The sequence below is a fragment of the Corallococcus sp. NCSPR001 genome, from assembly GCF_017309135.1.
In the GTDB taxonomy this organism is placed as follows: Bacteria; Myxococcota; Myxococcia; order Myxococcales; family Myxococcaceae; genus Corallococcus.
Window position 1 is genome coordinate 6,900,592 of the sequence record NZ_JAFIMS010000002.1, and the last position, 24,620, is coordinate 6,925,211.

Below are 24,620 nucleotides of genomic sequence, written 5' to 3' on the forward strand. Positions count from 1 at the left end.
GCTGCTCCCACCGCCGGAGGGCAGCCCCGCGCCGGATGGAAACGTTCACCCTCGCACCCTTCGCCACATGCGGCGCGCTCAGCCAGCGGACGGCGGGCGGGAGTCGCGCTCCAGCGCCGCGCGCAGCAGCGCCTTCAGGTCCAACAGCAGCCGCAGCCGCTCCGGCGGTCCGCACACGCCCACCACGAACGGCGTGCGTCCCCCGGCCATGAGCGCGGGCGCGGGCTTGATGTCGGAGCGGCGCACGCGCAGCACCTCCGCCACCCGGTCCACCCGGGCCACCACGCGCCGTGTTCCCAGCCGGCACACGAGCAGCCGCGTGCGACGCATCTCCTGCGCGGGCTGCCCCAACAGGCGCCGGTGCAGGTCCACCACGGGCAGCATCGCGCCGCGCAGGTGCAGCACGCCCTCCACGAAGGCGGGCGCGTGCGGGATGGGAATCACGCGCTGGGGCGGGAGGATCTCCTCCACGCGCATGATGTCCAGGACGTACTCCTCGTTGCCCACGAAGAAGGCGCACAGCTGCACCTCCGCTTCGGCCGCGGGCGTCTCGGAGGCCCTGTCACCGCGCGGGCGGCGGGCCAGCAGGTTCACGGGGTCCGTCATGGGGCGAGCGCCTGCTCCGGATCCAACAGGATGTAGAGCTGCGAGCCCTTGCGCCCCAGCCCCGCCACGCAGTCTCGGTCCCCGCGCAGCCCCGCGGGCGACAGCTCCACCATGGACGGCTTGAGCCGCACCACGCCCGCCACCGAATCCACCCACACGCCCGCGGGCCCGTCCGCCGTCTTGAGCACCAGGATGCGCGCGGCCCGGGGCGGCAGGCCCGCGTCCGGCCCCGCCACCAACGGCGGCACGTCCGCCAGCCGCAGCCGCAGCTTCACGTCGTAGACGGGCAACAGCTCCCCGCGCAGGTTCATCACGCCCAGCAACTGCGGCTCCGCGCGCGGAATCTCCGTGAGCAGCGGCACCTTGCAGATCTCCCTCACCGCGAGGATGGGCACCGCGTAGCACTCCGCCTCCAGGCGGAAGGCCAGGTACTCGACGGGCTCCTCCTCCAGCAGCGGCTGCGCCAGGCCGTCACTGCCCGCGGCGAAGTCCAGCAGGCCGCCGACGTCCTCGTCCGGACGGTAGAAGAACGCGTCGAGCAGGGCTTCGAAACGGGACACGGCCGGGAGGATAGCAGCCCCCGGCGGGGACGCCTCAAGCGCGGCGCCGCTCCTGCGCGATGCCTTCTTCCAGGAGCTCCGCGACATCCAGGACCAGGACTGTGCGGCGGTTGCCCAGGTCGGTGGCGCCGGAGATGCCCTTCACGCGGCTCAGCCGGCCGCCCAGGGGCTTGGTGACGATGTCCTGCTGGCCGAACAGCTCGTCCACCGCGATGCCCAGCCGCTGCTGCGCCAGGCCCACCACGACGACGAAGTGCCGGCTCACCTCGCGCTCCGGCAGGTGGAACAGGCGCCCCAGCCGCAGGAAGGGCAGCGTCTGGCCGCGCAGGTCCAGCACCTCGCGCCGCTCCACGGTGCGGATGTCGCGCGGCTGCACGGACAGGATTTCGAGCACGCTGTTGAGCGGCACCGCGTAGGTGCGGCCGCTGACGCCCACCACCAGCGCGCGCACGATGGCCAGCGTCACCGGCAGCGTCAGGTGGAAGGCCGTGCCCTTCCCGCGCTCGCTCCACACGTCGATGATGCCGGAGAGGTTGCCCAGGTTGTTCTTCACCACATCCAGGCCCACGCCTCTTCCGGAGAGCGCGCTGACGCTGGCGCGGGTGGAGAAGCCCGGCAGGAAGATGAGGTTGAGCAGCTCCCGCCGCGTCATCTCACTGACCTGCGACGGGGTGACGAGCCCGCGCGACAGCGCCACCTCGCGCACGCGCACCTCGTCGATGCCCGAGCCGTCATCCGACACGCTGATGACGACGTGGTTGCCCTTCTGCTCCGCGCGCAGCCGCACCGTCGCGCGCCGGGGCTTGCCCGCGGACTGCCGCGACTCCGGGCCCTCCGCGCCATGGTCGATGGCGTTGCGGATGAGGTGCATCAGCGGATCGCTGAGCTCCTCGACGATGAGCTTGTCCAGCTCCACCTCGCCGCCGGAGCTGACGAAGTCGATCTCCTTGCCGGCCTCGCGGGCAATCTTGCGCACCAGCCGCGCCAGCTTGTCGAAGACCTGGCCCACCGGGACCATGCGCGCTTCGAGCAGCCCCTCTTGCAGCGCCTCCAGCTTGCGCTCCAGCTGGCGCGTCTCCCGCGACAGCTCCTGGCCGAAGAGCTTGGACAGCGCGACGGTGCCGTCCTGCCGGGACGTCTCCGCCAGCCGCTGGAGGTTGGCCTTGATGAGCAGCAGCTCACCCACCATGTTGATGAGCCCGTCCAACCGCCCGATGTCCACGCGCACCGTCTGCGTGAGCGAGCGCAGGGACGTCTCCTCCGCCTTGGGACGGCCCGCGGGAAGCGGTGCGGACGCGGCGGCCTGGAGCCCCACCACCGTGGACGGAGGCGTCACCGCCCGCATGCGCGGAGCCCCCGACACCGGGGGCGCGGGCACGGTCGCGAGGCTCGTGGTCCCCACCAGCGCCTCGCCGTCCTCGTCAGCCCCGTCCTCGTCCGCGTCCGGAGGCAGGACCTCGACGTCCTCGCGCACGGCCACGACCTGGCGCGGCGAGGGCACGTGGAACGCGGGCCCCTCGGAGCCCGCTTCCGGCGGCCGGACGGCCAGCGGCGCCAACTCCGCGGGTGAGCCCCGGAGGCCGTCCTCCAAGGCTCGCGCGTCCACCTTCGCGCCGAAGATGAGGTCGAACGCGATGCCGTTGGCGCCGCCCGGCCGCGACGAGGGCAGCGTGCTGATGACCTCGCCCAGCGGCTTGAGGCGCGCGTTCAGGTCCGCCAGGCCCTGGTCGAAGTCCGTGAGGTCGAACGCCGCGCGCACGCGCCACAGCGCCACGCCGCGCCGCACGTTCTCGCGCAGCCGGTGCTCTTCGTATTCGGTGAAGACGGCGCGCACCGTCGCGTCCAGCTCCAGCCGCTCCAGCGGATCCTCTTCCACGGCGGGCGGGGGTGAACCCAGCCGCGCCATGCGGTCCTCCATGTCGCGGGTGCGCTGGGTGAGGTCCTGTCCCTCCTCGCTCCGGGACGCCTCCCCGAGCAGGGCCTGGAACGTGTCCAGCGCGTCCACCAGCGTGTCCAGGACCCCGTCATCCAGCGTCAGCCGGCCCAACCGCAGGCGGTCCAGCAGGTCCTCCGCCGCGTGCGCCAGTTGGCTGATGCGCTCCTGGCCGAAGAGGCCCGACAGGCCCTTGAGCGAGTGCGCCGCGCGGAAGATGCCGTTGATGTGCTCGGGGTCCGCCTCCTGGCCCCGCGCTTCATCCAGCGCCAGGAGGTCGCGGCCCAGCGCATCCAGGATCTCGGTGGCCTCGGCGACGAACTCCGCCAGCGCCTTGCCTCCGGGCGTCACAGGGGCTTCAGGAAGCGCCGCAGGAGCGCCTCCAGGTCCTCCGGCTGGAACGGCTTCACCAGGTAGCCGGCCGCGCCCAGCGCCATGCCCCGCGAGCGGTCCTGCTCACGCCCCTCGGTGGTGACGATGATGAGCGGCACGTCCCGGTAGTTGGGGTTCTTCTTGACGAAGTTGATGAGCTCCAGCCCGTTGATGTCGGGCATGTTGATGTCGGTGATGATGAGGTCGAAGCGCTGGCGAGGCAGCAGCTTCAGCGCCTCGAAGCCGCTGGCGGTGGTGACGGCCTCGACACCGTCCACGGCCTCCACGGTCGCGGCGATGTGCTCGCGCGACACCTTGGAGTCCTCGACGATCAACACCTTGAACTTCATCGCGCGCGCCTCAAGGGCTGGATGCTAGCAGAACCCCCGTCCGGACGCTGCGCGTCAACCCTTCCGGGATGACAGCGACCCGACAAGGCCCTTGTCCGCGAGCAGGGACACCCGTCCCCCTTTGAACGCGGGCAGGAACTGCCGCTGGTACGCCTCCGCGCGGGCGGAGTCGCTCAGGGAAGACCCCTGGGGGACCTCCAAGGCCACGGCCTCCACCTTCGCGCGGCTCAGGACCTTCGCCGCGCCCGCCAGCGCCTCCCCCAGCGAGGCCGCGTCCAGGCGCTTCCGGGAGCCCAGCCCCACCACGAAGATGCGCGGCACGGACAGCTTCCCGTCCGAAGGCAGCAGGAGCCAGTCGTCCTTCACACCGGTGAAGAACCCACCCTGGAGCACGCGCGACAGGGCGCCGCACAGCCGCCAGTCCACGTAGCCGGCGGAGGACGGCAGGGGGCGGTCGTCCTCGGCCACGAAGAGGCAGAGGGCGTCCACCCCGTTCAGCGCGTCCAGGCCCTCCAGGCCCACGTCCAGGGTCTGCGTCTGGCTCACGGCTTCCCGAGCGCCACCGCGACGCGGTCCAAGAGGCCGTTGACGAAGGCGCTCGACTCCTCGGTGCCGAAGTTCTTCCCCAGCTCCACCGCCTCGTTGATGGTCACCTTGCGGGGGATGTCCGGGCGGTACTTCAGCTCGAAGATGCCCAGCCGCAGGACGTTGCGGTCGATGCGGGACATGCGGTCCAGGCGCCAGTTGTGGCTGTGGCGCTCGATGAGCCCGTCAATCTCCTCGCGGTGGGCCTCCACGCCCTCCACGATCTCCTTGGCGAACTTCACCGCGTCCGGCTCCGGCTTGCCGTCCTCCGCGGAGGCGGCCCACGCCGAATCCAGGGCCTCCCGCGTGGTGGCGCCCTGGGTCATCTCCAGTTGATAGAGCGCCTGCAGCGCCCGCTCCCGTGCTGTTCTGCGCGCGCCCATCGCGGTTATCCCTTTCGCTCCGCGCCCGTCATGCGCGCGAAGAGGTTGACCATCTCGATGCAGGCCAGCGTGGCCTCCGCGCCCTTGTTGCCCGCCTTCACGCCCGCCCGGTCGATGGCCTGCTCCACGGTATCGCACGTGAGGACGCCGAACGTCACCGCCGCCGGCTTCACGCCGGAAGCCGCGCTGAACGCCACCGAACCAATGCCCTTGGCGCACTCGCCGGCCACGTAGTCGAAGTGGGGGGTGCCGCCGCGAATCACCGCGCCCAGCACGATGATGCCCGCGTACTGGCCCCCCTCCGACACGCGGCGGGTGAGGCCGGGCAGCTCATAGGTGCCGGGGCAGCGGTACACGTCGATGGCGTCGTCCTTCACGCCATGGCGTACCAGGGTGTCCACGGCGCCCTTCAAGAGCTCCTCCGTGATGAAGCTGTTGAACCGGGACACGCAGATGGCGAACCGGCCCTGGGGGGGGAGGAAATCCCCTTCGAAATAGCGAGGCATGGCGCGCTCCTTACACCACCCGAGCCCCTACCCGCGAGGGCTGAAACCCGCCGCCCGTACCACCGCCTCCGTCAGCCCCGCTCCCTGGCCAGCCGCCTCCGGGGCGCCCCGGAGGGCGTACAGCCGGGCCACGTACTTGCCAATGAGGTCGCCCTCCAGGTTCACCTTCGCCCCGGGGCCCTTGCCGTGCAGGGTGGTGCGCTGTTGGGTTTCCGGAATCAACTGCACCCGGAAGGTGCTGGCATCCACCGCGTTCACCGTGAGGCTGATGCCGTCGATGGTGACGGAGCCCTTCTCGATGAAGCAGGGGGCCAGCTCCGGGGGTAGCCGGAACACCATCACCCACGAGCCCCCTTCCGCGAACGTCTCCAGCACTTCACTGACGGCGTCCACGTGGCCCGACACCAGGTGTCCGCCCAGCCGGTCCCCCAGGGCGAGCGCCCGCTCCAGGTTCACCCGGTCGCCCGTCTTGCGGTCCCCCAGGGTGGTGCGCCGCAGCGTCTCCGGGGCGGCCTGCACGCGGAAGGTGTCCCCGCCCTTCTCCACGACGGTGAGGCAGGCGCCGTCCACGGCGATGGATTCCCCCAGGGCGAAGGCTTCCGCGCCCAGGGAGGTGCGAATCCAGTAGTCGGTCATCGCGCCAGAGGTGACGCGGGTGATGGTGCCAGTGTCCTGGATGAGGCCGGTGAACATGGCCGCAACCTTAACGGATGCCCTGTCCGGGCGCTGGCCTTCAGAGCAGGGCGCGCAGGAGCACGTCGTCCCCCACCTTCTCCATCGTCAGGTCCTTCACGGCCAGGGCGTGGGCCATGTCCTTCACGCCCAGCTCCCCCGCCCATGACAGGCCCCCGGCCCCCACCAGCTTGGGAGCGAGGAACAAGGCGAGCGCATCCGCCAGGTGCTCGCGAAGCAGCGTGCCGTACAGGCCCGCGCCGCCCTCCACGAGCACGTGGTTGAGCCCCTCCTTCTTCACGCGCTTCAAGACGGCCTTCAGGTCCACGCGGTCCTGCTTCGCGCGCACGTTCCACACCTCCACGCCCTGGGCCAGGAAGCGCCGGGCGCGCCGGCCCTCCGGATCCTCCAGCGTGGCGATGACGGTGCGCGCGGGGCTGCGCTGGGTGAAGACGGTGTGGCCCGGAGACAGCTTGAGGTGCGAGTCCACCACCACGCGCACCGGGTCCTTGCCCCCGCCGCCCGGCAGCCGCGTGGTGAGCCGCGGGTCATCCATGCGCACGGTGTTGGCGCCCACGAGGATGGCGTCCACCTGGTCGCGCAGCCGGTGCACCCACGCGCGCGACGCCTCGCCCGTCACCCACTTCGAGTCGCCGGAAGGCGCGGCGATCTTCCCGTCCAGCGTCACCGCGGCCTTGAGCGTCACCCACGGCAGGCCCGTGCGCATCATCTTGAAGAAGGGCCGGTTGAGCGCGTCCGCCTCGTCCTTGAGGACGTGCGTCACCACCGCCACGCCGCCGCGCTTGAGCCGGTTGAGCCCCTTGCCGCTGACCAGCGGGTTCGGGTCGGACGAGGCGCTGAACACGCGCCGCACGCCGGCCTCCAGCACCGCCAGGCTGCACGGCGGGGTGCGCCCGTAGTGGTCGCACGGCTCCAGCGTCGTGTAGAGGTCCGCGCCGCGCGCCTTGGAGCCCGCGGCCTCCAGCGCCACGACTTCCGCGTGCGCCGTGCCGGCCTTCTTGTGGTGGCCGCGCGCGATGATGCGCCCGCCCTTCACCAGCACCGCGCCCACGACGGGGTTGGGGCTGGTGCGGCCCAGGCCCTTGGAGGCCTCTTCCAGGGCGATGCGCATGAAGAACTCGGCCACCGCGTGGTCGAAGTCCGCCGCGCGCTTGGAGCGGGGCGTCTTCACCGCCTGCAACCGTGACCGCGTGAGCAAGCGCATACCGCCCTTCCTAACCGTCCTTGGGCGGAGTCACAGGCGGCTTCGCCTTGCGCTCACGCTCCTGGTCCTCGAGCAGGTCCTTCAGCTCGTGCATGAACTCGGAGATGTCCCGGAAGCTTCGGTACACGGACGCGAAGCGCACGTAGGCCACCTCGTCCAGTTGCTGTAACCGCCGCATCACGTGCTCGCCAATGGATGAGGAGGGGACCTCCTTCTCCCCCATCCCCTGGAGCAGCCGCTCGATGTCCTCCACCGTCGCCTCCAGCTGCGCGGCGGACACCGGGCGCTTCTCACACGCCTTCTTCAGACCGTTGAGCATTTTCTCGCGGTCGAAGGCCTCGCGGCGCCCGTCCTTCTTCACGATGAGCGGGTAGAGCTCCTCCACCCGCTCGTACGTGGTGAAGCGGCGCTTGCAGGCCAGGCACTCGCGGCGCCGCCGGATGACGGAGCCCTCGTGCGACTCTCGCGAGTCGATGACCTTGTTCTCCGGGTCCTGACAGAAGGGGCAGCGCACGGGCCTGGGTTACTTCAGCCGCGAGGCGTACAGCGGGAAGCCCTGCGCCAACTCCTTCACCTGCCCCTTGACCCGCGCCAGCGCCGCGTCGTCCTGCGCTGCGTCCAGCGCCTGGCCGATGAGCCGGCCCACCACCGCCATCTCCGCCTCGCGCATGCCGCGCGTGGTGATGGCCGGGGTGCCCACCCGGACGCCGGAGGTCGTCGTGGGCTTCTCCGGGTCGAAGGGGATCATGTTCTTGTTGACCGTGATACCCGCCTTGCCCAGGACGTCCTCGGCCACCTTGCCGGTGAGCTTCTTGGCGCGCAGGTCCACCAGCATCAGGTGGTTGTCCGTGCCGCCCGAGCACAGCCGCAGGCCCGCGGACTTCAGCGCCTCCGCCAGCGCCTGCGCGTTGGCGACAATCTGCTTCTGGTACGTCTTGAACTCCGGCGACAGCGCCTCCTTGAAGGCCACCGCCTTGCCCGCGATGGCGTGCATCAGCGGGCCGCCCTGGATGCCTGGGAAGATCTGGCTGTTGATGGTCTTCGCGTAGGCCTCACGCGACAGCACCATGCCGCCACGCGGGCCGCGCAGCGTCTTGTGCGTGGTGGTGGTGACGATCTCCGCGAAGGGAACGGGCGACGGGTGCACGCCCGCGGCCACCAGGCCCGCGATGTGGGCCATGTCCACCAGCATGGCGGCGCCCGCCTTGTCGGCGATCTCGCGGAACTTCGCGAAGTCGAGCGTGCGCGGGTACGCGCTCGCGCCCACCACCAGCACCTTGGGCTTGTGCTCCAGGGCCAGCGACTCCACCTGCGCGAAGTCGATGGTCTCCGTGTCGCGGGACAGGCCGTAGTGGACGACCTTGTAGAGCTTACCGGAGAAGTTGAACGCCGCGCCGTGGGTGAGGTGGCCGCCGGAGTTCAGGTCCAGCGACAGCATGGTGTCGCCCGGCTTCATCAGCGCCATGAAGGCGCCCATGTTGGCCTGGCTGCCGGAGTGCGCCTGCACGTTCACCGCGTCCGCGCCGAAGAGCTCCTTCGCGCGCGCGATGGCCAGGTTCTCCGCCACGTCCACCACCTCGCAGCCGCCGTAGTAGCGCTTGCCGGGGTAGCCTTCCGCGTACTTGTTGGTGAGCACAGAGCCCACCGCCTCCAGCACCGCCGGGGAGACGAAGTTCTCCGAGGCGATGAGCTCCAGCCCCTCCTCCTGACGCTCCGTCTCGTGCCGGAGCACCTGGGCGATTTCAGGATCCACCTGGGACAGCGTGCGGGTGTTCTCCATGGGGGTTGCCTCCTGGCGTACGAAACGAAGGGGACTGCTTCACAGGGACGCCTGCCAGGCCTCAGCGCTGCTGGGCCTCGACGTCGCGAATCTTCTGGACGCGCTTCTCGTGGCGGCCGCCCTCGAAGGCGGTGGAGAGGAAGGCCTCCAGGATGCCGCGCGCCACGCCCGCGCCCACCACGCGCTGGCCCAGGCACAACACGTTGGCGTCGTTGTGCGCGCGGGTCATCCGCGCCTCGAACTCGGTGGTGCAGAGGGCCGCCCGGATGCCCCGGTGCTTGTTGGCCACGATGCTCATCCCGATGCCGGTGCCGCACACCAGCACGCCCAGCGTGCCCTGCTCCGCCACCACCGCCTGCGCCACCTGGGAGGCGAAGTCCGGGTAGTCCACGGACTCGCGCGTCTGGGGGCCCAGGTCCTGGAAGTCGGTGCCGCGCTCCTTCAGGAGCGCCACCAGTTCCTGGCGCAGCTCGATGCCCGCATGGTCGGAGGCGAGGATGACTTTCACGGCCGGACTCCGTAGAAGCGGGGCCCGCGCCCCTGGGGCGGGGCCCCAAGGGCGGTCAGCTGAAGCGCTTGAACACCAGCACCGCGTTGGTACCGCCGAAGCCGAACGAGTTGCTCATCACCGCGTCGACGCGGGCGTCGCGCGCCGTGTTGGGCACGTAGTCCAGGTCGCAGTCCGGGTCCGGCGACGTCATGTTGATGGTGGGCGGCAGCACGTTCTTGGTGAGCACCTGCACGCTCACCACCGCCTCCGCGCCACCCGCCGCGCCGAGCATGTGGCCCGTCATGGACTTGGTGGACGACACCGCCAGCTTGCGCGCGTGCTCGCCGAAGACGGCCTTGAGGGCCTTGGTCTCGTTCGCGTCGTTGAACGGCGTGGACGTGCCGTGGGCGTTGACGTAGCCCACCTCGTCCGGCCGCATGCCCGCGGACGCCAGCGCCAGACGCATGCAGCGCGCCGCGCCCTCGCCCTCCGGGGCCGGCTGGGTGACGTGGTACGCGTCCGAGTTGGCGCCGTACCCCACCACCTCCGCCAGGATGTTGGCGCCGCGCTTCTTCGCGGCCTCCATCTCCTCCAGGACGACGATGCCCGCGCCCTCGCCCATCACGAAGCCGTCGCGCTCCTTGTCGAAGGGACGGCTGGCGCGCGCCGGGTCGTCGTTGCGCGTGGACAGGGCCTTCATCACGGAGAAGCCGCCCATGCCCAGGGGGGTGATGGCCGCCTCCGCGCCGCCGGCGATGGCCGCGTCCGTCTCACCCAGGCGGATGGACTTCCAGGCCTCGCCGATGGCGTGCGCGCTGGTGGCGCAGGCGGACACCGGGGCCCAGTTGGGGCCCTTGCAGTTGTAGCGCATGGAGATGAGCCCAGGCGCCATGTTGACGATCATCTGGATGATGAAGAAGGGCGACAGCCGGTCGAACCCCTTCTCCAGCCCCTTGCGGTGCTGCTCCTCCAGGGAGGAGATGCCGCCGATGCCGGAGCCCACGATGACACCCACGCGCTCCGGGAGGTAGCCATGGGGCGCGTCCGGGCCGATGGGCAGGCCCGACTCCTTCACCGCCATGTCGGCCGCGGCCATCGCGTACTGGGCGAACAGGTCCATCCGGCGCACCTCGCGCCTGTCGATGAACTGCTCGGGCTGGAAGTCCTTCACCTCGCCCGCGATGCGCGCGTCGAGCTTCCCCAGGTCGAAACGGGTGATCGTGCTGATACCGGATTGCCCGGCCAGCATCGCCTGCCAGTTCTTCTCGGTGCCGGTGCCCAGCGCAGAAATGATGCCGGTTCCGGTGATGACGACTCGACGGTTGGACACTGTTCTTCTCCGCTGACCGCGATGGGGCGCGGAAGCGCCGGTGAGGACGCTCCCCAGGCCCCGGACTTCCGGGTGTCGCGACTGCCTACTTCTTGTGGGTCTTCACGTAGTTCACGGCGTCGCCGACGGTCTTGATGTTCTCCGCCTCGTCATCCGGAATCTCGACCTCGAACTCCTCTTCCATCGCCATGACCAGCTCGACGATGTCGAGGCTGTCCGCGCCCAGGTCTTCGATGAAGGACGACTCGGGCTTGATCTCATCCTCACCCACACCGAGCTGGTCGGCGATGATGGACTTGATCTTGGTTTCCACGTCGGTTGCGGTGGTGGACATACGTGCAGAACCCTCCAGCTCCAGATGGGGCCCGCCGTTTTGAGTCGCGGGCCGTCTTCAAGGCGGGCGCGGTATATCCCACGCCCGGCGGCAATCCAACCTTGGCTTACATGTACATGCCGCCGTTGACCTTCAGGACCTCGCCGGTGATGTAGGACGCCGCATCACTCGCGAGGAACACCACGGCCCCGGCGACCTCCTCCGGGTTGCCCAGGCGGCCGAGCGCGATGCCGCCCACCATCTTCTGGCGCAGCTCGTCGTCCAGGTGGGAGGTCATGTCCGTCCCGATGAACCCGGGGGACACGGCATTGACGCGGATGCTCCGGGTGGCCAGCTCCTTGGCCACCGACTTGGTCAGGCCGATGAGCCCCGCCTTGGCCGCCGAGTAGGCCGCCTGCCCCGGGTTGCCCATCTCCCCCACGACCGAGGTGATGTTGATGATGGCGCCGGAGCGCTGCTTCATCATGGGCCGGCTGGCGGCGCGGATGAGCGCGAAGGCGCCCCGGAGGTTGGTGTCCAGTTGCCGGTCCCAGTCCTCGTCCTTGACGCGCATCACCAGGCCGTCAATGGCCATGCCCGCGTTGTTCACCAGCACGTCCAGCCGGCCGTGTGCCTTGACGACGCCGTCGATGGCGCCCGCGCACGCGGCGGTGTCCGCCAGGTCGAACTTCACGGCCTCCGCCTTCGCGCCGGCCTGCTGGAGCAGCCCCACCGTCTCCTGCGCGGCGGCCTCGTTACCCACGTAGCTGATGACCACGGTGGACGCGCCCGCCTTCGCGAAGGCCTGCGCGCACGCCCGGCCGATGCCGCGCGAGCCACCCGTCACCAGCACCACCTTGTCCTTGAAACCGCTCATGCTGCCCCCAGCGCGGCGAGCACCTTCTCCAGGGTCGCGGCGTTCTCGACGTTGAACGATTCGATGTCCTTGGTGATGCGCTTGATGAGCCCGCCCAGCACCTTGCCCGGCCCCAGCTCCACCACGTGCGTGACGCCGTTGGCCTTCAGCGACTCCACGCACTCAATCCAGCGCACCGGCGCGCTCACCTGCTCCAGCAAGAGCGGCACCACGCGGGACGCGTCCGCGTTGGGCCGGGCCTCCACGTTGCTCACCACCGGCACGGACGGCGCGCTGATGCGCACGCCCGCCAGCACCTCCGCCAGGCGCGGCTTCACGGGGTCCATCAGCGCGCAGTGGAAGGGCGCGGAGACGGGCAGCGGCATCACGCGCTTGGCCCCGGCCTCCTTGCACTTCGCGCCCGCGCGCTCCACCGCGGCCGCGTGGCCCGCGATGACCGTCTGCTCGGGGGAGTTGTAGTTGGCCGGGGAGACGACCTGCCCTTCCGCCGCGGCGTCGCAGGCGGCCTTCACCGCGTCCGGGGTGAGGCCCAGGATGACGGCCATGCCGCCCGTGCCCACGGGCACCGCCTCCTGCATGAAGGTGCCGCGCGCGCGCACCGCCCGCGCCGCGTCCTGGAGGTCCATGGCGCCCGCGGCCACCAGCGCGGAGTACTCGCCCAGCGAGTGGCCCGCGACGAACGCCGGGGCCGGGCCGCGCTTCTGGAACACCGCGTGAACCGCGGCCGACACCGTGAGGATGGCCGGCTGGGTGTTGGCGGTGAGCTTCAGCGCCTCTTCCGGGCCCTCGAAGCAGGAGGTGGAGAGCTTCTCGTGCAGCGCGTCGTCCACGGCGTCGAAGACGGCCCGCGCTTCGGGAAACTGCTCGTAGAGGTCCTTGCCCATCCCCACGGCCTGACTGCCCTGCCCGGGAAACACGAACGCGACCTTCGCCATGTTGCGGTCCTTCCTTGTGTCGTCCTGCCTACCAGCGCACCACCGCGCTGCCCCACGCCATCCCCGCGCCAATGGCCATCATCGCGATGACGTCGCCGCGCTTGAGGCGGCCGGCGCGCTGCGCCTCATCCAGTGACATGGGCAGCGAGGCGGACGACGTGTTGCCGTACTTGTGCAGGTTGAGCCAGCATTTTTCCTTGGGAATCTCCAGCCGCTCCATCACGGCTTCCAGGATTCGCAGGTTCGCCTGATGGGCGATGACGTGGTCCACCTGCGTCGTATCCATTCCATGGGCCCCCAAGGAGGCCTGGGTGGATTCCACCAACGCGCGCACCGCGAAGCGGAACACTTCCTTCCCGTTCATCTTGAGCTTGTGAAGATTTGCATCCACGTTGTCCGCGGTGACGGGGGTGCGCGAGCCACCGGCGGGGATGCAGAGCAGGTTCGCGAGGTCGCCGTCGGTGCGCAGGTGGGTGGAGAGGATGCCGCGGGGCGCCATGGCGTCCGCCTCCGCGTCCTGCTCGGCCCCCAGCACCAGCGCGCCCGCGCCATCACCAAAGAGGACGCAGGTGTTGCGGTCCGTCCAGTCCACCGCGCGGGTGAGCAGGTCCGCGCCCACGACGAGCGCGCGCTTCACCTGCCCCGAGCGCACGAACTGGTCCGCCACGCTCAGCGCGTACAGGCCGCCGGCGCACGCGGCGGACACGTCGAAGGCGAAGGCGCGCTTCGCCCCCAGCTTCGACTGCACCAGCGCGGCGCATGACGGCATGGGCATGTCCGCGGTGACGGTGCCCACGATGATGAGGTCCAGGTCGCCGGGCGCCACGCCCGCCATCTCCAGCGCGTGGCGGGAGGCGTTCACCGCCAGGTCGCTCGTCGCCTCGTCGGGGGCGGCCTGCCTGCGCTCCTGGATGCCGGTGCGCTCGCGGATCCACGCGTCGCTCGTCTCCACCAGGCGCTCCAGGTCCTGGTTGGTCAGGACCTGAGCGGGGGCGTAGGAACCGGTTCCGATGATGTGCGTGCGTGCCACGAGGCCTCCGGAGTCGTCGGAGTCCAACGCGTGGCCGGCGCGCTCTAATCGGCCCCTTCGTCCCCGTCCGCCTTCCTTCCCCGCTGGTGGGGAGGAAGCCAGGCGGCGGCGTTGGCGATGCAACGCGTCAGCTCTTCCTGCACGCCCACCCGCACATGCTGCAGCGCGGTGACGAGCGCGTTGTGGATGGCGCGGGGAGAGGAGCGGCCGTGCGCGACGATGCCCACTCCCTGGAGGCCCAGGAGCGGCGCGCCGCCGTATTCGGCGTAGTCCATGACGCGGCGCAGCCCCGCCAGGGTGGGCTTGAGCAGGAGCGCGCCCAGCTTCTCCGGCAGGCCGCCGCGCTTCTCGATGGCGGAGCGCAACAGGCCGGTGATGCCCATGCCCACGCCCTCGGACGTTTTGAGGACGATGTTGCCGGTGAAGCCGTCCGTCACGACGACCTCCACGTCGCCGGAGAACAGGTCCTTGCCCTCCACGTAGCCCACGAACTCCAGGTCCGAGCGGCGCAACAACGCGCTCGCGTCCCGCGTGAGCTGCGTGCCCTTGGACTCCTCTTCGCCGTTGGAGAGCACGGCCACCCGGGGGCGCTTCACGCCCAGGCGCGTGCGCGAGTAGGCCTCGCCGAGCACGGCGAACTGGGCCAGGTGCGAGGGGCGGCAGTCCACGTTGGCGCCCGCGTCCAGCAGCAGGCAGCGGCCTTCGCCCTTCAGGGCCGGGAACAGGGCCGCGATGGCCGGACGCTCCACGCCGGGGATCCGGCCGAGCGTCAACATGCCACCGGCCATCACCGCGCCGGAGTTGCCCGCCGACACGAGGGCGGACGCCTCCCCTTGCCGGACGAGCTCGAAGCCCACCCGGAGCGAGGAGTCCCGCTTGCGCCGGAACGCGGCGGTCGCGGGGTCGTCCATCTCCACCACTTCGGACGCGTGGTGGAGGGACACGTTGGGAGGCGCGCCGGCACGCTCCAGCACAGGGCGCACACGCGTGGCGTCCCCGACCAGCACGAGTTCGTGCCCGGGATACGCTCGCGCGAACAGCACGCCCCCGTCCACGACGGCGTCGGGGGCGTGGTCGCCACCCATCGCGTCGAGGACGAGCCGCACCGGCAGCCTTCCGCTTTCAACTACTCCGCGGCGGTCGCGATGACCTCACGGCCACCGTAGTTGCCACAGGCCGCGCAGGCGCGGTGCGGCATCACGGGCTCCTTGCACTTGGAGCACTTGATGACCTGCACGGGGGTCCGCAGGTTGTTGTTGCCGGCCCGACGACGGTCCCGGCGCATCTTCGACGTCCGCTTCTTGGGAACTCCCACGGCTCACCTCGGCATCGGACCCGTCCCCCCTCGCGACCTGCGAGGGGCATAGGGACCGTCAGTTCAGCTTGATGTTCTTCAGCGGCGACAGTCGAGGGTCCACGACCTTCGGCTCGCAGCCGCACTTCTTTTCATTGAGGTTCTGGCCGCACTGCGAGCAGAGCCCCTGGCAGTCTTCCCGACAGACCGCGCTCATCGGGAGCGCGAGCAATACCTGTTCCCGGATGATCGGATCCAGATCGATCGTCTTGCCATCGAAAACCTGCTCGTCCGTGTCGTCCAGTCCGAAGGTGCCCGCGGATTCACCCTGGGTGCGTTCCTTCTTCTCCATGGACTTTTCGTCGTCGTCCTTGAAGTCGTCGCCCCGGGCCAGGGACTCCGGCACCAGGTTGATGGTGAAGGCCACGGGCAGGTCCAGCTTCACGTCCGTGAGGCAGCGCTTGCAGGGCGCGCCCGCGTGGACGGTGAAGTTGCCCTTCAGCAGCACGCCCCCGCTGATCTTGCGCAGGGTGGCGTGGAGCGTGGACGGAGCGGTCGCCTGAAAGCCGGTGTCCTCGCCGGACCCGGGGCCTTCCAGGGCCTCCTTGAGGAGCCCGGGAGCGATGGGCTCGTCGAGCGTCAGCCCCGCTTCTTTGATTTGTTCAATCTTTACGACCATCTACAAGGCTTCCCGGCAAAAGGGCGCGCAACATAGAGGGACTCCCCCCGTCAGTCAACACGCCGGGTTGGACTCGCGAGCCGAGCCGCGTGGATCCACTCAACACCGCTCTGCTAGCTTTCCTTCTGATGCGCACCCCCGCCCGAGGTTGGCGGGGCGCACTCCGCGTCTGGGGGCTCGGGCTGATGCTCGCCCTGCCAGCGCAGGCCCGTGTGCCCCCTCCCCCGTCTCCCCTCCTCTTCCAGTTGGGCCCCACGAGCCCCGCCATCGACTCCGCGAAGGCGCTGCTGGAGGCCGGCCGCTTCCAGGAGGCCCTGGGCGTGGTGCAGGGCGGGCTGGATGCGCCCGACGTCACGGATGACGAGCTGGTGGAGCTCTACCGCCTGCAGGGGCTCACCGCCCTCTACCTGGGCGACGAGGCCCTGGCGCGCGGGGCGTACGAGAAGCTGCTCCAGGCCCGGCCGGACTTCGAGCTGCCCCGCTCCGCGCCGCCGAAGGTCCGCGGCCTCTTCGAGAGGCTGAAGGAGGACCTGCGCCACCGCCGCGTCCACCCCGTCACCCTGGAGGTGGACCCCATCCCGGACCCGGCGCCGGGCGAGCGGGTGGAGGTGGACGCCGTCCTGAGGGACATGGCCCTGGGCGCGCGGGCCCGGCTCTTCTACCGGCGCGCCGGGGCGCAGGGCTTCTCCTCGGTGGACTTCGTGCGCGACCGTTCCCGGCCCGAGCACCACCTCGCCGTGCTGCCCGCGTATGAGCTGCCGGTGGAGTCCCGCCCGTATGAGGTGGAGTACTACTTCGAGGTCGTGGACGCGGCGCAGCGGCGCCTGGCCGGACGCGGGGACCCGTTCCACCCGCTCCTCTTCCAGGTGGCGTCGAAGACCGCGCCCGCCGCGGCCCTCACGGAAGGCACGGGCCGCCCCTGGTACAAGAGCCCCTGGCTCTGGGTGGCCGTGGGCGCGGTGGCCATTGGCGGCACGGCCGGCGTGGTGGCCCTGTCCTCGTCGGAGGAGCGAGGCCGAGTGCCCATCACCATCCGCGTGGAGGACGCCGCGCCATGAGACGCCCCACCCTGCTGATGCTGGCGCTGCTGTCCGGCTGCGGCCCGGACGCCGCTCCGGAGGCCCTGCCCCTGGGCCTGGACATCACCTTGAGCCGCGCCGTCGCCAGTCAGGTGGGCGCCTACCAGGTGGCGGTGTTGAAGGACGGCACGAAGCGAAACTGCACGGAGCTGCAGCGCACCTGCCTGTCCTCCCAGGTGACCCCGGACGACCTGCTGGAGTTGAAGGACGCGGACGGCCACACGGGGCGCACGCTGCGCTTTCCGTCCGCTCCCGGCGGCGCGGCCATGGGGCTCTCCGTGGACGTGCCGGTGGGCCGCGACTACGCGCTCGTCATCGAGGCGCTGACGGCCGACACGCCCACGCGCTTCCTGGGCAGCTCCTGCAACTACCTGCGCGTGGTGAACTCCGGCACCAACGCGACCCTGGTGGCGGCCCCCATCGAGCTGACCGCGCAGGCCTGCGACCCGGTGTTTCCGCGCTGACGCCCCGGGCGCCGGTCCCCTGGCGGGGAGGCGAGCGGACATGGTGCATGGATGTCACATGGATGTCCCGGGCGGGGCGGAACGAATCTGTTACGGGACGCCACGCATTCCATCCCTTCGCGGGAGCACCTTCATGGCGCGCATCCTCATCATCGAGGACGAGCAGGACCTGGCCGGACTCGTCGACTACAATCTCCGCGCGGCGGGCTTCGAAACGGACACGGCGAACACCGGCGCGGGGGGCCTCGCCCGGGCGCGGGCCCATCCTCCGGACCTGGTGCTGCTGGACCTGATGCTGCCGGACGTGGCGGGCGGTGAGGTCTTGCGCATGCTCAAGAGCGACGCGGAGCTGAAGAAGGCCGCGGTCGTCATCGTCAGCGCCAAGGGCCAGGAGGCGGACCGCATCCAGGGTCTGGAATTGGGCGCGGACGACTACGTGGTGAAGCCCTTCTCCGTGCGCGAATTGCTCCTGCGCGTGAAGGCCGTGCTGCGCCGCGCGGACGCGGAGGAGGGCCCCGCCGCGTTGCTGGCCGCGGGCGACATCAGCCTGGACACGTCGCGCCACCAGGTGCGGGTGAAGGGCGAGGAGATCATCCTCACCGCGCTGGAGTTCCGCCTGCTGCGCACGCTCCTGGAGCGGAGCGACCGCGTGCAGACGCGCGAGGTGCTCCTGTCCGACGTCTGGGGCATCCAGGCCGAGATCCACACGCGCACCGTGGACACGCACATCAAGCGCCTGCGTGAGAAGCTGGGCCCCGCGGGCGACATCATCGAGACCGTGCGCGGCGTGGGCTACAAGCTCAGCCCTCCGTGAGGCCGCCATGCCCCTGCGCTTCACGCTCCTGGCCCTGCTCGTCCCTCCCCTGCTCGTCTCGACGCTGCTCGTGCTCTTCGGGCACCCGGCGGGCGCGCTCGCGGCGGGGCTCGTCACGCTGGCGGGCTCCGCGCTGGCCCTGGGCACCAGCCGCGTGGCCATGGAGCGCCAGCTTCGCGCACTGACCCAGAAGACGCAGTCGCTGGCGGCGGGCGTGGACGTGGCGCCGCCCGCGGGCCTGGAGCGCACGGACGACCTGGCGCAGCTGGAAGACGCCATCGACACGCTGGACGACAAGCTGTCCATGCGCGCCGCCGCGCTCAATCAGGAGGCGCGCATCCTCACCGCCGTGCTGGACGGCATGGCGGAGGGGCTCTGGGTGACGGACGCGGAGGGCACCGTGGTGCGGCACAACGACGCGCTCGCGGAGATGCTCCGGCCCGCCCACGGCGCCATCGTGGGCCAGCGTCCGCTCGCGCTCATCCGCAACGAGGCCCTCAACGACGCGGTGGCCCGCGCCTGCCATGAAGGCGCCTCCACGCGGCTGGAGCTGACGCTCGAGGGCCTGTACTCCCGCACCCTGGCCGTGCGGGTGACGCCCGTGGGGCGCGATCTGCCCGGCAGCGCCGCCGTCTTCCACGACGTCACGGAACTGCGCCGGCTGGAGAAGGTGCGCAAGGACTTCGTGGCCAACGTCTCCCACGAGCTGCGCACGCCCATCACCGCCATCCGGGGCTACGCGGAGACGCTCCAGGGCGGCGCGCTCCAGGACACCCAGGTGGCGCCGAAGATGGTGGAGATCATCCACCGTCAGTCCGAGCGCCTCTCCGAGCTGGTGGAGGACCTGCTGGAGCTCTCCCGCCTGGAGGCCCGCGAGATGACCTTCCAGCGCACGGAGGTGCCCCTGGCCCTGGCTGTCTCCCGCGCCGCGGAGGGCGTGCGCCCCAAGGCCGAGGGCAAGAACCAGCAAATCGGGTTGCACGTGCCGCCGGAGCTGGTGGCGCTGGGCGATGGGCGGGCCATCGAGCAGGTGCTCCTCAACCTGCTCGACAACGCGGTGAAGTACACGCCCGAGGGCGGCCGGGTGGACGTGGACGGAGCGTACGAGGGCGGCCGGTGCGTCGTGCGCGTGCGCGACACAGGCGTGGGAATCGAGCCCAAGCATCTTTCCCGGATTTTCGAGCGATTCTACCGGGTGGACAAGGGCCGAAGCCGGGACATGGGGGGGACGGGGCTGGGCCTTTCCATCGTGAAGCACCTGATGGGCGCGATGGACGGCGAGGTGAAGGTGGAGAGCCAGCCGAACGTGGGCAGCACCTTCGTCATTTTTCTACCCTCAGCGGCTGGCCCGACGGCGGCGACGGGCTAGGATGGGGGCGGCCATGCGGGTCGCCATCCTCGCGGACATTCACGGGAACCTTCCGGCCTGCGAGGCCGTGCTGGACGACATCACCAAATCGGTGGCGCCGGATTACATCGTCGCGGCCGGAGACCTGGCCCTGCGCGGCGCGCACCCGCGCGAGACGGTGGAGCTGCTCTTCAGCAAGTGCCACGCCCTCATCATGGGCAACACGGACGCGTACCTCGCCGGCAACTACCTGGGCGGTGCGTACCGCGAGCGCGACCACTGGAAGACGGAGCTCTTGCGCTGGACGCGCGACCAGCTGGGCGACACGCTGCTCCACCAGTTGGGACAGATGCCCTTCTCCCTGCGCTACACGCCGCGCAAGGGACAGGACCTGTTCATCTGCCACGCGAACCCCCGCAACCTGGAGGAGTCGCTGGACCCCACGCTGGACGACCACGCGGTGCGCCGCTTCTTCACGCACCTGGACGCGGCCGCGTGCGCCTTCGGGCACCTGCACTTCCCCTACCGCCGGCGCGTGGGCCGGATGCTCATCGCGGACGTGGCCAGCGCCGGCATTCCCCGCGACGGCGACCTGCGCCCCGCCTACGGCGTCTTCACCTTCACCCCCAAGGGCTGGCGCGTGCAGATCCGCCGCGTGCGCTACCCGGTGCGCAAGGCCACCCAGGCCCTCACCGCGCGCCGCGTGCCCGGGGGGCCGCTGCTCATCCACAAGCTCGTGGAGGCGCGGTACCGCCACCACAACGCCCTGATGGAGGCCGCGCGGCGGCACTCGGGGCTGCCGCCTCCGGGGCCCGTGCTGCGTCCGCCTCCGGGGGCGGGGGGCGCTCGCCCGGCGCTCGCGGCGCCCTTCGAGAACAGCCCTCCGCCAGAGGTCGATCCGTCCACGCTGCCCCTGGACCTGGACGGCACGGTGACGGGCGCCTCGCCGCTGCCGCCCGACGCGCTCAACGACCTGGACGGGTGAGGCCCACGCCCACCGGGTGCGTGCGCGTGGGGCCTGCCCGTCCGGGAATGGACACGCGTCCCGTCACTTCTGACGGACAGCGGGCTTTTCGCACCGAGAAACCCGCCTGGCCTCCCGCGCGCACAGATGCACGAGGGCTCGCCGGTCCTTAGCAACAACCTCAGCGACGACAACGCGGGAGGGGCCATGGTCGGGTGGATGGTCGGACTGTCGGTGGTGGCGGTGTCCCTCACCGCCGCCGGAGCAGAGGCTCCCTCGCCGCCCCCGGAAGCGCCTGCGGAGGAAGCGCCGCCGCCCGCGCCGTACTGCGAAGGCGAATACGCGGACAGCTACGCCGCGCTGTCGCCCAAGGCGCGGGCGTTCGAGCAGGCGATGAAGAAGAAGTACACGTACTGCGTGCGCAGCACCGCCGTGTACGAGTGCCTGTCCTACGGCGCCGAGGGCAACGTGCGCCGCACGCGCACGCCGGTGTCCGCGCACGGCACCGCGTTCGCGTACAAGCAGCAGGCGGGGGAGACGCTGCTGCTCACCAACGAGCACGTGGTGGAGTGGCCGGACGTCACCAGCGACGCGCACCCGGTGGACGGCGTGCCTTCCGGCTGCAAGCGCGTGAAGGACGGCTTGAGCATCGTGGAGAACGAGGCGGACAAGTACGACCGCGACGACATCCCGCTGTCCAAGGCGGTGGTGGATCCGCAACTGGACCTGGCCGTCATCAAGTCCAAGGCGTCCCTGACGGTGATGCCGTGGAAGGTGGGCAGGAGCGCCGCCGTGCGCGAGCGCGACGTGGTGGACGTGCGCGGCTTCCCGCTGGGCGTCTTCAACGCCACCAACATGGGCAAGGTCATCTCCGCCTACGACCGCGACGAGTACAAGGAGTGGTACCACGACGACTTCGTCATCGACGCGCTCGTGTCGCAGGGCAACTCGGGGTCGCCCGTGCTCGCCATCTCCTGCAAGACGGGCGAGTTCGAGCTGGTGGGCGTCTACCACGCGGGCTACTCGCGAGGCAGCGCGCTCAACGTGGTGGTGGGCATCGATCAGGCGCGCGACCTGATGAACAACCTGCGCCGCACACCCAAGCGCGCTTTGGATGACACGACGCCGCTGGACGCGCTGGCCCGCGCCCGCGTGGCGAAGCGCGCGGAGGTGTCCGCCACGCCCTTCTTCCCCTTCGGCTCGCGCACCGCGGCGGTGTTCCCTCGCGCGGACGGCACCCTGCTCTTCGTGCTGTATGAACAGGACTTCCCCCGCCGCGTGCACCCGCTGCTCGTGCTGGAGGACCTGCCCGCTGCTTCCGCGGACGGGGGCTTCGGGAAGGTGGGGCGCGTCTGGTTCGGCGGCGAGCGGGGGTTGCTGGAGCGCCCTCGCGCGGAGCAGGACGCGGAGTTGCAACAGCAACTGGCCCGGCTGCTGGATGCGCTGCGCCGGGACGCGACGCTGACGTTCTCGTACCAGGACTCGCTGCCGGGCTCGGACGAATCCCGGCAGACCTTCGACACGTCGGCCCGGCTGGGCAAGACGCTGGAGCGCACCATCGTCGCGCACCGGGAGATGAGCGACGCCGTCGCGGAGCTGGCGGACCGCTTCGCGCCGGACGCCACGGAGGCCGCGACGCGCACGGAGTCCGTGCTGAAGAACCCTCCGCCGCCCGGCATCCACCTGGGCCTCACGGGTGAGCCCGCGGGTCAGGCCCCCGCGAACACGCCGCCTCGTGACACCGGGGCGCGCCAGCCCGCGAAGAGCACGCAGGGCAAGGCGGCCAGGGTACCATCAGGTCGGTAGTCCGTCCGGAAGACAACCAGCCGGGCGGCGGTCGATGGAAATCACCGCGCGGATCCGGGAAGGGCCTTCCGGCCTCCGTACATTGGACAGGTGTGGAGGCCATGCCCGAACCCGCATCCGGAGCCGTACATCCCGACCTGAGGACGGGGCAGCCCTCGCCCTGGATGCGGCGGATCCTCCAGGGCATGTTGGGCCAGGAGCGGCGCTTCTGGGTGCTGGTGGTGGGCGTGGGCCTCATCTCCGGCCTGGGCGCGGTGGCGCTGCTCGCGGTGCTGCGCTTCACCCAGCACCTGTTCTGGCAGACCAACACGGAGCACTTCCTGGAGGGAGCGCTCGCGTCGCCAGGCTGGCGCCGGTTCCTGGTGCCGGTGCTGGGTGGCGCGCTGGTGACGCTGGTGTCCCTGGTGGTGGGCCAGCCCCTGCGAGGCCACGGCACCGCGGGCATCATCGAATCCATCTGGGTGAAGTCCGGCCGGCTGCCCTTCCCCCGCGCGCTGTTGCGCGGCTTCGTGTCCATCATCGCGGTGGCGCTGGGGGCTCCGCTGGGCCGCGAGGGCGCGCTCCTCCAGACAGGCGCGGCCAGTGGCTCCGCGCTGTCCGGGTGGCTGCGGCTGGGGCCGGGCCAGGCCCGCGTGCTGGTGGCGTGCGGCGCTTCGGCGGGCATCGCGTCCGCGTACAACGTCCCCATCGGCGCGGCGCTCTTCGGCCTGGAGGTGCTGCTGGGCAGCTTCGCGCTGGAGCTCTTCGGCCCCATCGTCGTGTCGTGCGTGGTGGCGACGCTCGTGTCGCGCACCCTCATCGCGGATCATCCCAGCTACGTCATCCCCCACTACGCCCTCACCCACCCGCGGGAGCTGGTGCTGGCAATCCTCCTGGGCGTGCTCGTGGGCGGGGCCTCCGCGCTCTACGTACGCGGCATCAACTTCACGTCGGACCTGCTGGACAAGCTGCCGTCGTGGCTCACCCCGTTCATGCCGCTGGTCGCGATGACCGTGGTGGGACTCACCGCCATCGCGGGGCCGTACCTCATGGGCAACGGCTACGATTCGGTGAACATGGCGCTGCACGGGACGCTGCCCCTCACGCTGCTGCTCATCCTACCCCTGGCGAAGCTGGCGGTGACGTCGCTGTGCGCGGGCGCGGGGGTGCCGGGCGGGCTCTTCACCCCGTCCCTCTTCTTCGGCGCGCTGCTGGGCGGCGCGTTCGGGATGCTGGTGGAGCGGGCGCTCCCGGGCGGCGCGGCGCCCAGCGGGGCCTATGCGCTGCTCGGCATGGGCGCGGTGCTCGCGGGCACCACGCATGCGTCCGTGTCCGCGGTGCTGATGATCTTCGAGATGACCGGCGACTACGACCTCATCCTCCCGCTGATGCTCGCCGCGGTGGTGGCCGCCGTCGTCAGCCGCCGGCTGGAGCCGGAGTCGCTCTACACGTCCGTGCTCGCCAAGCGCGACGTGCGCGTGCCCGCCACCGTGCCGCACTGGCTGCGGGAGGAAGGCGTGCGCTCGCTGCTGTCACCGGCCACGCAGCGGGTGCCCCCTTCCGCGCCCTTCGACGAGGTGGTCGTGCTGCTGCTGGAGCAGCCCGCGGGCGCGGACCTCTACGTCACCGACGCGGAGGGGCGCCTGCTGGGCGTCATCACCCTGGACGCGCTCAAGGGCCACCTGCCGGACCACTCGCTGCTCCAGGCCACCGTGGCCGCGGACGTGATGGACACCGGCGTGCAACCCATTACCCCGGACCTGTCCCTGTCGGAGGTGGCCGCGCGGTTCGGCCACACGGAACTGGACCGGCTGCCCGTGGTGGACGGACGCCGGCACCTGCTGGGTTCGCTGTCCAAGGGCGACCTGCTCAAGCGGGGGCGCTTCTAGATGGAGCTGGAGCCCCGCACGCGCGCGTGGAGCATCGTCGTGATGAGCCTGCTGTGCGTCGTGCTGACGTGGGTGCTGCTGCGCACGCCCCCCCGCCCCGGTGCGCATCGCCCTGAAGCACCTGGCCCCCCGGAAGAAGAGCCCACCCGGGGCAACCCCTACCGGGGTTGGCCGCTCTTCCAGGGCTGGCCCATGCCACAGCCCCCGGATACACCCCCATCACACGACACGAAGCCGTCCGACGCGTCCCGCCAACGTTGAGGGTCGACGCGTACCTCGCCCCCGGGGGATGGCCTGGAGCGGGCAACCAGCCGGGCTCCGCGTGAAGCGCTTGCATGCGGGAGGGCCAGGAGGAAG

General features: G+C 70.8%; 28 protein-coding genes. 8 read left to right on the forward strand and 20 right to left on the reverse strand.

The annotated features are described in order from the left end of the window. Positions 1 to 78: 78 nt before the first annotated feature. The 20 genes from JYJ93_RS29705 to JYJ93_RS29800 all read right to left on the reverse strand — a co-directional run bounded on the left by JYJ93_RS29705 (position 79) and on the right by JYJ93_RS29800 (position 15,920). Positions 79 to 606 carry a chemotaxis protein CheW gene (locus tag JYJ93_RS29705; RefSeq protein WP_206797949.1) on the reverse strand — a complete coding sequence of 176 codons (528 nt, stop codon included), beginning with the start codon at positions 604 to 606 and terminating at the stop codon, positions 79 to 81. Then, the gene (locus JYJ93_RS29710) at positions 603 to 1,166 is read right to left on the reverse strand and encodes a chemotaxis protein CheW (protein WP_206797950.1); all 564 of its coding nucleotides are present in this window, start codon (positions 1,164 to 1,166) and stop codon (positions 603 to 605) included. Before JYJ93_RS29710 ends, JYJ93_RS29705 begins: the two co-directional genes overlap by 4 nt. A gap of 34 nt (positions 1,167 to 1,200) precedes the next feature. After that, positions 1,201 to 3,450, reverse strand: a complete 2,250-nt coding sequence (locus JYJ93_RS29715; protein WP_206797951.1) for a chemotaxis protein CheA — start codon at positions 3,448 to 3,450, stop codon at positions 1,201 to 1,203. After that, positions 3,447 to 3,821 carry a response regulator gene (locus JYJ93_RS29720; RefSeq protein WP_120525327.1) on the reverse strand — a complete coding sequence of 125 codons (375 nt, stop codon included), beginning with the start codon at positions 3,819 to 3,821 and terminating at the stop codon, positions 3,447 to 3,449. Before JYJ93_RS29720 ends, JYJ93_RS29715 begins: the two co-directional genes overlap by 4 nt. Before the next feature lie 54 nt (positions 3,822 to 3,875). Next, positions 3,876 to 4,367, reverse strand: a complete 492-nt coding sequence (locus JYJ93_RS29725; protein WP_171425185.1) for a M17 family peptidase N-terminal domain-containing protein — start codon at positions 4,365 to 4,367, stop codon at positions 3,876 to 3,878. Continuing rightward, the gene (nusB, locus tag JYJ93_RS29730) at positions 4,364 to 4,789 is read right to left on the reverse strand and encodes a transcription antitermination factor NusB (RefSeq protein ID WP_206797952.1); all 426 of its coding nucleotides are present in this window, start codon (positions 4,787 to 4,789) and stop codon (positions 4,364 to 4,366) included. Before nusB ends, JYJ93_RS29725 begins: the two co-directional genes overlap by 4 nt. 5 nt (positions 4,790 to 4,794) lie before the next feature. Further along, positions 4,795 to 5,295 (reverse strand): 6,7-dimethyl-8-ribityllumazine synthase, encoded by a 501-nt coding sequence (ribE, locus tag JYJ93_RS29735; RefSeq protein ID WP_120618948.1) that lies wholly within the window; start codon positions 5,293 to 5,295, stop codon positions 4,795 to 4,797. 27 nt (positions 5,296 to 5,322) lie between these two features. Then, a complete protein-coding gene (locus tag JYJ93_RS29740) occupies positions 5,323 to 5,988 on the reverse strand; it encodes a riboflavin synthase (RefSeq protein ID WP_206797953.1) in 666 nt (221 codons plus the stop codon). A gap of 40 nt (positions 5,989 to 6,028) precedes the next feature. Continuing rightward, complete coding sequence (gene ribD / locus JYJ93_RS29745; RefSeq protein WP_206797954.1) at positions 6,029 to 7,192, reverse strand: bifunctional diaminohydroxyphosphoribosylaminopyrimidine deaminase/5-amino-6-(5-phosphoribosylamino)uracil reductase RibD; 1,164 nt, start codon at positions 7,190 to 7,192, stop codon at positions 6,029 to 6,031. Between the two features lie 10 nt (positions 7,193 to 7,202). Beyond that, positions 7,203 to 7,706 carry a transcriptional regulator NrdR gene (nrdR, locus tag JYJ93_RS29750; protein ID WP_014395456.1) on the reverse strand — a complete coding sequence of 168 codons (504 nt, stop codon included), beginning with the start codon at positions 7,704 to 7,706 and terminating at the stop codon, positions 7,203 to 7,205. 9 nt (positions 7,707 to 7,715) lie between these two features. Continuing rightward, entirely contained in the window at positions 7,716 to 8,972 is a 1,257-nt protein-coding gene (glyA, locus tag JYJ93_RS29755; RefSeq protein ID WP_206797955.1) for a serine hydroxymethyltransferase, read from the reverse strand. A 61-nt stretch (positions 8,973 to 9,033) separates the two neighbouring features. Then, entirely contained in the window at positions 9,034 to 9,480 is a 447-nt protein-coding gene (gene rpiB / locus JYJ93_RS29760; protein WP_206797956.1) for a ribose 5-phosphate isomerase B, read from the reverse strand. Positions 9,481 to 9,535: 55 nt separating this feature from the next. Next, positions 9,536 to 10,792: a beta-ketoacyl-ACP synthase II gene (gene fabF / locus JYJ93_RS29765; protein WP_206797957.1), complete on the reverse strand. Its 1,257-nt coding sequence runs from the start codon at positions 10,790 to 10,792 to the stop codon at positions 9,536 to 9,538. An 85-nt stretch (positions 10,793 to 10,877) separates the two neighbouring features. Further along, complete coding sequence (acpP, locus tag JYJ93_RS29770) at positions 10,878 to 11,126, reverse strand: acyl carrier protein (protein WP_014395452.1); 249 nt, start codon at positions 11,124 to 11,126, stop codon at positions 10,878 to 10,880. Positions 11,127 to 11,232: 106 nt separating this feature from the next. After that, positions 11,233 to 11,982 carry a 3-oxoacyl-[acyl-carrier-protein] reductase gene (gene fabG, locus JYJ93_RS29775; RefSeq protein ID WP_120567731.1) on the reverse strand — a complete coding sequence of 250 codons (750 nt, stop codon included), beginning with the start codon at positions 11,980 to 11,982 and terminating at the stop codon, positions 11,233 to 11,235. Beyond that, positions 11,979 to 12,917, reverse strand: coding sequence for an ACP S-malonyltransferase (gene fabD / locus JYJ93_RS29780; RefSeq protein WP_206797958.1), 939 nt, complete (start codon positions 12,915 to 12,917; stop codon positions 11,979 to 11,981). Before fabD ends, fabG begins: the two co-directional genes overlap by 4 nt. 28 nt (positions 12,918 to 12,945) lie before the next feature. Then, positions 12,946 to 13,947, reverse strand: a complete 1,002-nt coding sequence (locus JYJ93_RS29785) for a beta-ketoacyl-ACP synthase III (RefSeq protein ID WP_206797959.1) — start codon at positions 13,945 to 13,947, stop codon at positions 12,946 to 12,948. Between the two features lie 44 nt (positions 13,948 to 13,991). After that, a complete protein-coding gene (gene plsX, locus JYJ93_RS29790; protein ID WP_206797960.1) occupies positions 13,992 to 15,053 on the reverse strand; it encodes a phosphate acyltransferase PlsX in 1,062 nt (353 codons plus the stop codon). 20 nt (positions 15,054 to 15,073) lie between these two features. Continuing rightward, positions 15,074 to 15,262, reverse strand: a complete 189-nt coding sequence (rpmF, locus tag JYJ93_RS29795; protein ID WP_014395447.1) for a 50S ribosomal protein L32 — start codon at positions 15,260 to 15,262, stop codon at positions 15,074 to 15,076. Positions 15,263 to 15,320: 58 nt separating this feature from the next. Beyond that, positions 15,321 to 15,920, reverse strand: coding sequence for a DUF177 domain-containing protein (locus JYJ93_RS29800; RefSeq protein ID WP_206797961.1), 600 nt, complete (start codon positions 15,918 to 15,920; stop codon positions 15,321 to 15,323). Positions 15,921 to 16,105: 185 nt separating this feature from the next. Between JYJ93_RS29800 and JYJ93_RS29805 the strand changes: the two genes are divergently transcribed. The 8 genes from JYJ93_RS29805 to JYJ93_RS29840 all read left to right on the forward strand — a co-directional run bounded on the left by JYJ93_RS29805 (position 16,106) and on the right by JYJ93_RS29840 (position 24,524). Beyond that, positions 16,106 to 16,978, forward strand: a complete 873-nt coding sequence (locus JYJ93_RS29805) for a hypothetical protein (RefSeq protein WP_206797962.1) — start codon at positions 16,106 to 16,108, stop codon at positions 16,976 to 16,978. After that, entirely contained in the window at positions 16,975 to 17,463 is a 489-nt protein-coding gene (locus tag JYJ93_RS29810) for a hypothetical protein (RefSeq protein WP_206797963.1), read from the forward strand. Before JYJ93_RS29805 ends, JYJ93_RS29810 begins: the two co-directional genes overlap by 4 nt. Positions 17,464 to 17,596: 133 nt before the next feature. Continuing rightward, on the forward strand, positions 17,597 to 18,277 hold the full coding sequence (locus JYJ93_RS29815; RefSeq protein WP_206797964.1) for a winged helix-turn-helix domain-containing protein: 681 nt from the start codon (positions 17,597 to 17,599) through the stop codon (positions 18,275 to 18,277). A 7-nt stretch (positions 18,278 to 18,284) separates the two neighbouring features. After that, positions 18,285 to 19,646: an ATP-binding protein gene (locus tag JYJ93_RS29820; RefSeq protein WP_206797965.1), complete on the forward strand. Its 1,362-nt coding sequence runs from the start codon at positions 18,285 to 18,287 to the stop codon at positions 19,644 to 19,646. A gap of 13 nt (positions 19,647 to 19,659) precedes the next feature. After that, positions 19,660 to 20,610 carry a metallophosphoesterase family protein gene (locus tag JYJ93_RS29825; RefSeq protein ID WP_206797966.1) on the forward strand — a complete coding sequence of 317 codons (951 nt, stop codon included), beginning with the start codon at positions 19,660 to 19,662 and terminating at the stop codon, positions 20,608 to 20,610. 186 nt (positions 20,611 to 20,796) lie between these two features. After that, positions 20,797 to 22,395, forward strand: coding sequence for a S1C family serine protease (locus JYJ93_RS29830; protein ID WP_206797967.1), 1,599 nt, complete (start codon positions 20,797 to 20,799; stop codon positions 22,393 to 22,395). Positions 22,396 to 22,496: 101 nt separating this feature from the next. Further along, entirely contained in the window at positions 22,497 to 24,263 is a 1,767-nt protein-coding gene (locus tag JYJ93_RS29835; RefSeq protein WP_206797968.1) for a chloride channel protein, read from the forward strand. Beyond that, positions 24,264 to 24,524 carry a hypothetical protein gene (locus JYJ93_RS29840; protein ID WP_206797969.1) on the forward strand — a complete coding sequence of 87 codons (261 nt, stop codon included), beginning with the start codon at positions 24,264 to 24,266 and terminating at the stop codon, positions 24,522 to 24,524. It begins immediately after the preceding gene. Positions 24,525 to 24,620: the final 96 nt, after the last annotated feature.

Coding starts and splice junctions, on each gene's coding strand:
- JYJ93_RS29705 (WP_206797949.1), bottom strand. CDS start 606: ATGACGGACCCCGTGAACCTGCTGGCCCGCCGCCCGCGCGGTGACAGG.
- JYJ93_RS29720 (WP_120525327.1), bottom strand. CDS start 3,821: ATGAAGTTCAAGGTGTTGATCGTCGAGGACTCCAAGGTGTCGCGCGAG.
- nusB (WP_206797952.1), bottom strand. CDS start 4,789: ATGGGCGCGCGCAGAACAGCACGGGAGCGGGCGCTGCAGGCGCTCTAT.
- ribE (WP_120618948.1), bottom strand. CDS start 5,295: ATGCCTCGCTATTTCGAAGGGGATTTCCTCCCCCCCCAGGGCCGGTTC.
- JYJ93_RS29740 (WP_206797953.1), bottom strand. CDS start 5,988: ATGTTCACCGGCCTCATCCAGGACACTGGCACCATCACCCGCGTCACC.
- ribD (WP_206797954.1), bottom strand. CDS start 7,192: ATGCGCTTGCTCACGCGGTCACGGTTGCAGGCGGTGAAGACGCCCCGC.
- glyA (WP_206797955.1), bottom strand. CDS start 8,972: ATGGAGAACACCCGCACGCTGTCCCAGGTGGATCCTGAAATCGCCCAG.
- acpP (WP_014395452.1), bottom strand. CDS start 11,126: ATGTCCACCACCGCAACCGACGTGGAAACCAAGATCAAGTCCATCATC.
- fabG (WP_120567731.1), bottom strand. CDS start 11,982: ATGAGCGGTTTCAAGGACAAGGTGGTGCTGGTGACGGGTGGCTCGCGC.
- fabD (WP_206797958.1), bottom strand. CDS start 12,917: ATGGCGAAGGTCGCGTTCGTGTTTCCCGGGCAGGGCAGTCAGGCCGTG.
- JYJ93_RS29800 (WP_206797961.1), bottom strand. CDS start 15,920: ATGGTCGTAAAGATTGAACAAATCAAAGAAGCGGGGCTGACGCTCGAC.
- JYJ93_RS29805 (WP_206797962.1), top strand. CDS start 16,106: ATGCTCGCCCTGCCAGCGCAGGCCCGTGTGCCCCCTCCCCCGTCTCCC.
- JYJ93_RS29810 (WP_206797963.1), top strand. CDS start 16,975: ATGAGACGCCCCACCCTGCTGATGCTGGCGCTGCTGTCCGGCTGCGGC.
- JYJ93_RS29815 (WP_206797964.1), top strand. CDS start 17,597: ATGGCGCGCATCCTCATCATCGAGGACGAGCAGGACCTGGCCGGACTC.
- JYJ93_RS29820 (WP_206797965.1), top strand. CDS start 18,285: ATGCCCCTGCGCTTCACGCTCCTGGCCCTGCTCGTCCCTCCCCTGCTC.
- JYJ93_RS29825 (WP_206797966.1), top strand. CDS start 19,660: ATGCGGGTCGCCATCCTCGCGGACATTCACGGGAACCTTCCGGCCTGC.
- JYJ93_RS29830 (WP_206797967.1), top strand. CDS start 20,797: ATGGTCGGGTGGATGGTCGGACTGTCGGTGGTGGCGGTGTCCCTCACC.
- JYJ93_RS29835 (WP_206797968.1), top strand. CDS start 22,497: ATGCCCGAACCCGCATCCGGAGCCGTACATCCCGACCTGAGGACGGGG.
- JYJ93_RS29840 (WP_206797969.1), top strand. CDS start 24,264: ATGGAGCTGGAGCCCCGCACGCGCGCGTGGAGCATCGTCGTGATGAGC.